The sequence below is a fragment of the Streptomyces sp. FH025 genome (genome assembly GCF_017427025.1).
GTDB lineage: Bacteria > Actinomycetota > Actinomycetes > Streptomycetales > Streptomycetaceae > Kitasatospora.
The window spans coordinates 1-7,029 of record NZ_JAFLNG010000414.1 but is presented as its reverse complement, the minus strand read 5'-3'; the positions used below and the strand labels follow the sequence as shown (position 1 = coordinate 7,029).

Sequence of the window (7,029 nt, the reverse complement as noted above, 5' to 3'; positions counted from 1 at the left end):
TTCCTTCGGCGCGTCCGGCGACCAGGATCGCCCCCATCCGCGAGATTGGCCAGGGCCCAACGACCCCAGCGGTCCCGGCCGGGTCAGGGCAGCAGGAGGACGCGGCCGAGGTTGGTGCGCTCCTCCAGCAGCCGGTGGGCGGTGGCGGCCTCGGTGAGCGGGAGGCGGGCGTGCACCACGGCGTTCAGCCGGCCCGCCGCGAAATGCCCGGTGATCTCCTCGACGTCCCGGCGCGCCTGCTCCGGGCGGGCCGCGCGCCAGGCGAGCAGGGAGAAGCCGAGGGCCTCGTTGAGCCGGAACAGCCGGAGCACCGGCACGCTGCCCGGCTGACCGTCGGCGGCGCCGTACACCACTACCCGGCCGAGCGGGGCCAGCACCTCGAAGCTGCGCTGGAGGACGTCGCCGCCGACCGAGTCGAGGACGAGGTCCACGCCGTTCGGTGCGGCCGCGCGGACCTGCTCGGGCCAGTCGGGGGAGCGGTAGTCGACGGCCGCGTCCGCACCGAGGCTCCGGGCGAAGTCGAGCTTGGCCGCCGAACCGGCGGTGGCGATCACGGTGCCCGCACCGAGCAGCTTCGCCAGCTGGACGGCCAGGTGGCCGATGCCACCGGCGGCCGCGTGGACCAGGACGGTCTCGCCGGCGGCCGGCCGCCCGAGGCGCAGCACCCCCAGGGCGACCGGGCCGCCGAGCGGCAGCATGCTGGCGGCGCCGAGGTCGAGCCCGTCCGGCACCGGGGCCAGCCAGGCGGCGTCGGCGAGGGCGAACTCGGCGAAGGCGTCCTCGGACAGGGCCGCGACCCGCTGCCCGACCAGCGCGGCGGGGGCGCCGGGGCCGACCGCCTCGACGGTCCCGACGACGTCGCCGGTGAGCACGCCGGGCAGCGGGCGGTGGAAGATCGAGCCCTCCGGTTCGCCCCGGCGGAACCTGGTGTCCACGAAGTTCGCCCCGATCGCCTCGGCGCGCAACAGGGCCTGGCCCGGTCCGGGTGTCGGGATCTCGGCCTCCTCCGGCGTCAGGACCTCGGGGCCGCCGTACCGGTGGTAGCGGACGCGTAGCATCGGTGCCTCCCTCGATGGGGCCGGCCCGGGAAGAACTGGACCGGCGGTCAGCTTTCACTCGGGACCGTACTGGACCGCTGGTCCAGTTGTCCATGAGGGGACGAGACGAACCCGGGACACCGAACCCGGGACACGAAACGAAAAACGAAAGGGGACCGGCAGCCCATGTCCGAAGGCAGGCGCGAGCGCGCCGACGCGGTCCGCAACCGACGCGCGATCCTGCGCGCCACCGAGGAACTGCTCGCCGGGCACCGGCCCGAGCAGATCTCGATGGAGCAGATCGCGGCCGCCGCGGGGGTGGGCAAGGGCACCGTCTTCCACCGCTTCGGCAGCCGGATGGGCCTGATGCTCGCGCTGATGCAGGAGCGGGCGCTCGATCTGGACGAGGCCGTCCGCAGCGGGCCGCCGCCGCTCGGCCCCGGCGCCCCGGCCCGGGAGCGCCTGTTCGCCTTCCTGGACGCCGTGGTCGAGGTGGTCGGCCGCAACAAGAGCCTGCTGGCCGAACTCGGCCACGCCGGTACCACCACCCAGCCCTCCGGCGAGGCCCCGCCCACCGCGCACCCGGTCTACCTCGGGTGGCACGCCCACCTCAGCGCGCTGCTCGCCGAACTGCGCCCGGACCTGGACGCCGAACTGATCGCCCACCTGCTGCTCGGCTCGCTGCAGAGCGCCCCGATCCTTCGGCTGCTGGAGCAGGGCGAGGGCCGGCGGATCGCCGCGACGCTGCGGGAGCTCGCCGAGTCCCTGGTGGACCGCTAGTCCGGTTGGGCCGATCGGGCGAGGGAGCGGGGCGCCGCGCCGATCCGCCCCCTGCGGCGGGCCCGGCCGCCTACCGTGGGGCGGGATCACTCCGCCCCCGCGGCCTCGCGCCTGACACGCGGTCGGAGACCACGACCGCGCCGGCCCCGCCGAAGGCCGCGTGGAAGGCCGGAGGAGGGCGCTTGCGGGTGCGGTCCGTGCGGTCGGTGGAGACGCAGCAGCAGCGGATGCCGGCACTGATCCGGTACAGCCACCGCGCCTGGCTGGTGCCCGCGGTGCTGCTGGTCGCGGTCATCGGCGTGGACGCGGCCACACCCCACTCGTTCGCGTCCGCGAGCTGGCTGGTCATGGTCCCGGTGGCCGCCGCGGCGCTCTGCGGCCCGTGGGTCACCGCGCTGTTCGCCTGCCTCTCGATCGCCGCCTACCCCGCCCTCGACGGCATCTGGGCCAAGTCCCAGGGGATCGAGGACTTCCTCCTGGTGCTCGCCGGGGCCGTCCTCGCGGCGCCGCTCAGCATCTTCCGGGCGCAGGCCGCCGCGTACGTCCGCCATCTGCGGGGCACCGCCGAGACGACCCGGGAGGTGGTGCTGCGGCCGGTTCCGCCGGGCTGGGGCGGCGTGGACTCGGCGGCGCGCTACCTGGCCGCCGACGTCGAGGCCCGGGTGGGCGGCGACTTCTACGACGTCCTGGCCACCCCCTACGGCGCGCGGGTCATCCTCGGTGACGTCCAGGGCAAGGGGCTCCCGGCGGTCTCCACCGCGGCGGCCCTGGTCGGCTGCTTCCGGGAGGCCGCCTTCCACGAGGAGGACCTGGCCACCGTCGCCTCCTGGCTGGAGGAGCGGCTGCACCGGCAGAACCTGCTGTCCGTCCGGCTGGGCGCCGAGGACGAACGGTTCGCCACGGCCGTCATCATCTGCTTCCCCACGGACGCGCCGGAGGAGGTCGAGCTGGTCAACTTCGGGCACGAGGGCCCGCACGTCCTGGGCCCGGACGGCGTACGGCAGGTGCCGTCGGACGGCGGCGCGCCGATCGGCCTCGCCCACCTGGCGGGCGGACTTCCGGAGGTCCGCCGGCTGCGCCTGGGGGCGGACGAGACGATCCTGATCGTCTCCGACGGCGTGACCGAGGCCCGCGACCGGCAGGGCGCCTTCTTCGCCCTCCGCGCGCACCTGGACCGGCTGGTCGGCGTGCGCGGGGCGACCATCCCCGAGCACCTGGTCGACGAGATCGCCGCCGCCGTCGTCCGGCACACCGGCGGCCGCCTGCGGGACGACACCGCCCTGCTCGCCGTCCGCCGTTTCCCCGGAGCGCCGCCCGGCCGGCTCCGGTAGCGCCGCTCTACTGGCCCCGCAGGGAGTCGAGGGCCGCGCCCAGTCGCCGGGCGGCCTCGTCCGCGACCTCGGCGAGCCCGCCACCGGGGCCCGCCAGGGTGACCAGCGTCTGCGGGTCCACGGCCTCGACCACGGTGGTGCCACCGTCCGCCCGGACGACCACGTTGCAGGGGAGCAGCAGTCCGATCCGGGGGTCGGCCCGCAGTGCCCGGTGGGCGAGGGACGGATTGCAGGCGCCGAGGATCAGGTAGTCCTCCAGCTCCTCGCCGAGCTTCTCGCGCAGCACCGCCCGGACGTCGATGGTGGTCAGGACACCGAAGCCCTGCTCCTTCAGCGCGGCGGTGACGGCCTCCACCGCCTGCGGGAACGGCCGGTCGAGCCGGACGCCGAGACCGTAGTCCACGATTCCTCCTGGGGTCCCGGCCAGTATCGGCGCCCGCGGCGGCGGGCGCCTGCCGGAGCCTGAGGCCCTCAGGACCTCAGGACCTCAGGACCTCGGCTGGAGGACGGTGAACGAGGGGCGCGGGATCCGGCTGATCACCGAGCCGATCAGGGTGCCGATCGACACCCCGAACACCGCCGACACGGCGGCCAGCAACGACTGCGCGCCGTTGCCGACCTCGATCTGCACGGTGTTGAGCAGGCCGAAGGAGCCCGGCACCACGATCCAGAACGCGGGCAGGTAGAGCACCTGCCAGAGCGGACTGCCCGGCAGCCAGTGCACCACGGTGGCCGCCGCCCCGGCGGCGGCCGCACCGGCCAGCCCGCCGATCGCCGCGCCGTGCACCGAGCCCACCGCCACCTGGACGGTGACGCTGACCGCGATCACCGCGACGATCCACGGAATGGCCGGGGGAGGGGTGTTCACATTGATCACGAGGCCGGCCACGGCGATCGCCAGCCCCACCCCGATGACCCACCAACTCGGCTTGGCCACCTGGACGTTGGCCAGGGCGGTGGCCGGCATGCCGATCGCGGTCGCGGCGGCGGCCACCCCGGCGAGGAACAGCGCGAGCTGCACCGCGCCCGACACCAGCCGGGCGCTCCCCGCGCTGGCGGCGCCCGCGGCTATCTCGGACAGCCCGGTGACCAGCAGCCCGCCCGGCAGCAGGATCGCCAGGGTGGCCACGATGGTGCGCAGCGGCCCCTCCAGCAGCGAGGCCCGCGCGAGCGACAGGACCAGCAGCGCGACCAGGAACCCGGCCGTGACGGGCAGGAGCGGCCGCAGGTGCGGCAGCCGGCGCGCCAGCATCGTCAGCCCCACCACGATCAGTGAACCGATCCCGGCCACCAGCACGTTCGCCGCGACGGGCTGAAGGAAGATGCAGACGCCCACCCCGACCGGCAGCGCCCCGAGGTCGGCGACCCAGGCGGGCCAGCGGGCCGGAGCCCGGCGGATCCGGTCCAGCTCGGCCAGCGCCTGCGGCCCGTCCATGGCGCCCGTACGCAGCCGGTGCACCAGGTGGAGGACGTCCGCGGTCTGCTCGAACCGCAGCGCGCCGCCGACCGGCTGGAACCGGGTGGCCTCCTCCGCGCTCAGCGCGACGAACAGCCCGTTGGTCAGCGCGGCGACCCGTACGTCCGGAGCCCCCAACGCCCGCCCCAGCCCGTGCAGTTCCTCCTCGACGTCATGGACGGGAAGGCCGCCGCCCAACAGGGCGTCGCCCAGTTCGAGGAGCAGGCGGCGGAGCGGGTCCGCCGGGGCCTCGATGCCCCGGCGTGAGGGAGACGTGCTAAGCATGGTCGATATCGTCCCACCCCGTCCGAATCGGTCCGACTCTGCCCCGGTCTGATCGCTTCGGTTCCCCGTGCGGGCCCAGCGGGCACCCGGGGGCTGTGTCTGGTCGGGGCGGTTCACAGGGTTCCCCGGGGGCGCCGCCGGCAGGCCGGCGGCGCCCTTCCGGCTACACGGCGGCCACCGCGGGCCCGCTGAGCAGGCCGGTGCGGTGGAGGGCGCGCAGGGCCGCCGCGCAGAGCAGGCCCAGGACGGAGAGTGCGAGCCAGGGCAGGGCGGCGAGGCCCGCCGAGCGGGCGGCGTCGAGGGCCGCACCGGTCAGCAGGTTCCCGAGCGTGATGCCGAGGCCGCAGATGGTGTTGTAGAGCCCGTAGTGGGTGGCGACCAGGCGGTCCCCGCAGAGCCTGACCACCGTGTCCATCTCGAACGGGTAGGCGAGCATCGTGCCCAGCGCCAGCAACAGCGCGGCCAGCGCCGGCGGTCCGATCGCCAGCGCCCACCGCCCGGCGCCCGTCCCGGGCGCCGGCAGACCCGACGTCACGAGCAGCGGCACGAACGCCGCGCCCATGGAGACGAGCCCCAGGGCCAGGGCCGTACCCGGGGCGATCCGGGCCCGGCACCAGGCGGTGACCCGGGTCTGCAGCAGCACCGTGCTCAGCCCGGAGACCACGAACAGCAGCGCGGTGGCCGCCGTGCCGCCGCCGCCGTCCCCGCCCAGCCGCCGGACCTCCAGCGGCAGCGCGAGGTACACCTGGAACGACAGCACGTACGAGCCGGTCATCGCGCCGGCGAAGAGCAGGAACGGCCGGTTGGCCAGCGCCCCGCGCCACTGCGCGAGCACCCCCGCCCGGTCCGGCCCGTCGGCAGGGTCCGCACCGTGCCGGGCGGGCAGTGAGCGGATCTGCACCGCGCTCAGCACCGCGAACACCCCGGAGGCGGTCAGGCAGGTGGTCCGGAAGTCCACGGCGGTGAGCGCCATGCCGACCAGCGGGCCGAGCAGGATGCCCGCCTGGTAGAACACGTTGAACAGCGCGAAGGCCGCGACCCGCTGCTCGCCGGCGTCCCGCGCCAGGTAGGCGCGCACCGCCGGGTTGAACAGCGCCCCGGCGAGGCCGGTGGCCGCCGACGCCACGATCAGCGCGGGTAGTGAGGCGGACACGCCGAGCGCGGCGAAGCCCGCCGTGCGCAGCAGGCAGCCGGCCACGATCAGGGGCTTGTAGCCGAGCCGGTCGGCGAGGGTGCCGCCGACCAGGAACATGCCCTGCTGGGTGAAGTTCCGTATGCCGAGCACGAGTCCGACCGCCCAGCCGGCCATGCCGAGCGTTCCGGACAGGTGTGCGGCCAGGTACGGCATCAGCATGTAGAAGCCGAGGTTGATGGTGAACTGGTTCACCATCAACAGCCGGACGCTGCGCTCGTACCCCCTGAACTGGGTGAGCATGCCGGTCACTCGGGCTCCCCGGTGGTCAGCGGGTCGACGACGGTGGCGCACCTGGTCCAGCGGGTGACCTCCTTGTCGCCCGGGTGGGAGATCTCGTCGGGCTCGTCGGCCGGGGGGCGGTCGAGCAGGTCGTGTGCGGCGCAGTACTCGTCGTCGTACACGGTGCCGAGGTAGCGCTGCGGCCCGTCCGGGAAGACCGCCGCGATACGGGTGCCGGAGGGCTTCGTCCGGGCCAGCCAGCCGGCCACCAGGGCGACCGCGCCCACGCTCCAGCCGCCGGTGGCGTAGTGCGAGGTGGCGAGGCGTCGGCAGGTCCAGACGGCCTCGGAGGGGGCGACCCAGTGGGTCTCGTCGAAGCTGGCGTAGGCGACGTTGCGCGGGTGGATGCTGGAGCCGAGGCCACGCATCAACCGGGGGCGGGCGGGCTGGCCGAAGATCGTCGAGCCGATGGTGTCCACGCCGACGACCCGCAGGCCGGGGTAGAGCTGGCGCAGAACCCGGGAGATCCCGGCGGAGTGTCCGCCGGTTCCGACGCTGCACACCAGCACGTCGACGTGCCCCAGCTGGGAGGCGAGTTCGAGCGCGAGCGGGGTGTAGGCGGTGGTGTTGTCCGGGTTGTTGTACTGGTCCGGGCACCAGGAGCCGGGGTGGTGGGCGAGGAGTTCGGCGACCCGGTCGCGCCGGGCCTGCTGCCAGCCGCCCCGC

Annotated in this window: 7 protein-coding genes; 2 read left to right on the top strand and 5 right to left on the bottom strand. The window is 74.9% G+C overall.

The window, feature by feature from the left end:
* Positions 1 to 83 precede the first annotated feature (83 nt).
* Entirely contained in the window at positions 84 to 1,058 is a 975-nt protein-coding gene (locus tag J0670_RS25415; protein ID WP_207813988.1) for a zinc-binding dehydrogenase, read from the bottom strand.
* A 165-nt stretch (positions 1,059 to 1,223) separates the two neighbouring features.
* On the opposite strand from J0670_RS25415, the gene J0670_RS25410 reads away from it, so the two are divergent.
* Together J0670_RS25410 and J0670_RS25405 are read left to right on the top strand one after the other, a co-directional pair.
* Complete coding sequence (locus J0670_RS25410; RefSeq protein WP_207813987.1) at positions 1,224 to 1,817, top strand: TetR/AcrR family transcriptional regulator; 594 nt, start codon at positions 1,224 to 1,226, stop codon at positions 1,815 to 1,817.
* 188 nt (positions 1,818 to 2,005) lie between these two features.
* Positions 2,006 to 3,148 carry a PP2C family protein-serine/threonine phosphatase gene (locus J0670_RS25405; protein ID WP_307806680.1) on the top strand — a complete coding sequence of 381 codons (1,143 nt, stop codon included), beginning with the start codon at positions 2,006 to 2,008 and terminating at the stop codon, positions 3,146 to 3,148.
* 7 nt (positions 3,149 to 3,155) lie between these two features.
* Here the strand turns inward: J0670_RS25405 and J0670_RS25400 are convergent, their stop codons facing one another.
* The 4 genes from J0670_RS25400 to J0670_RS25385 form a co-directional block, all read right to left on the bottom strand.
* On the bottom strand, positions 3,156 to 3,551 hold the full coding sequence (locus J0670_RS25400) for a DUF302 domain-containing protein (RefSeq protein ID WP_207813985.1): 396 nt from the start codon (positions 3,549 to 3,551) through the stop codon (positions 3,156 to 3,158).
* 84 nt (positions 3,552 to 3,635) lie between these two features.
* Positions 3,636 to 4,889, bottom strand: coding sequence for a threonine/serine exporter family protein (locus J0670_RS25395; RefSeq protein WP_207813984.1), 1,254 nt, complete (start codon positions 4,887 to 4,889; stop codon positions 3,636 to 3,638).
* A 163-nt stretch (positions 4,890 to 5,052) separates the two neighbouring features.
* Positions 5,053 to 6,333 carry an MFS transporter gene (locus J0670_RS25390; RefSeq protein ID WP_207813983.1) on the bottom strand — a complete coding sequence of 427 codons (1,281 nt, stop codon included), beginning with the start codon at positions 6,331 to 6,333 and terminating at the stop codon, positions 5,053 to 5,055.
* Positions 6,330 to 7,029 (bottom strand): pyridoxal-phosphate dependent enzyme (locus J0670_RS25385; protein ID WP_207813982.1); only part of this gene is annotated, 700 nt, incomplete at its 5' end. The genes J0670_RS25390 and J0670_RS25385, both read right to left, overlap by 4 nt.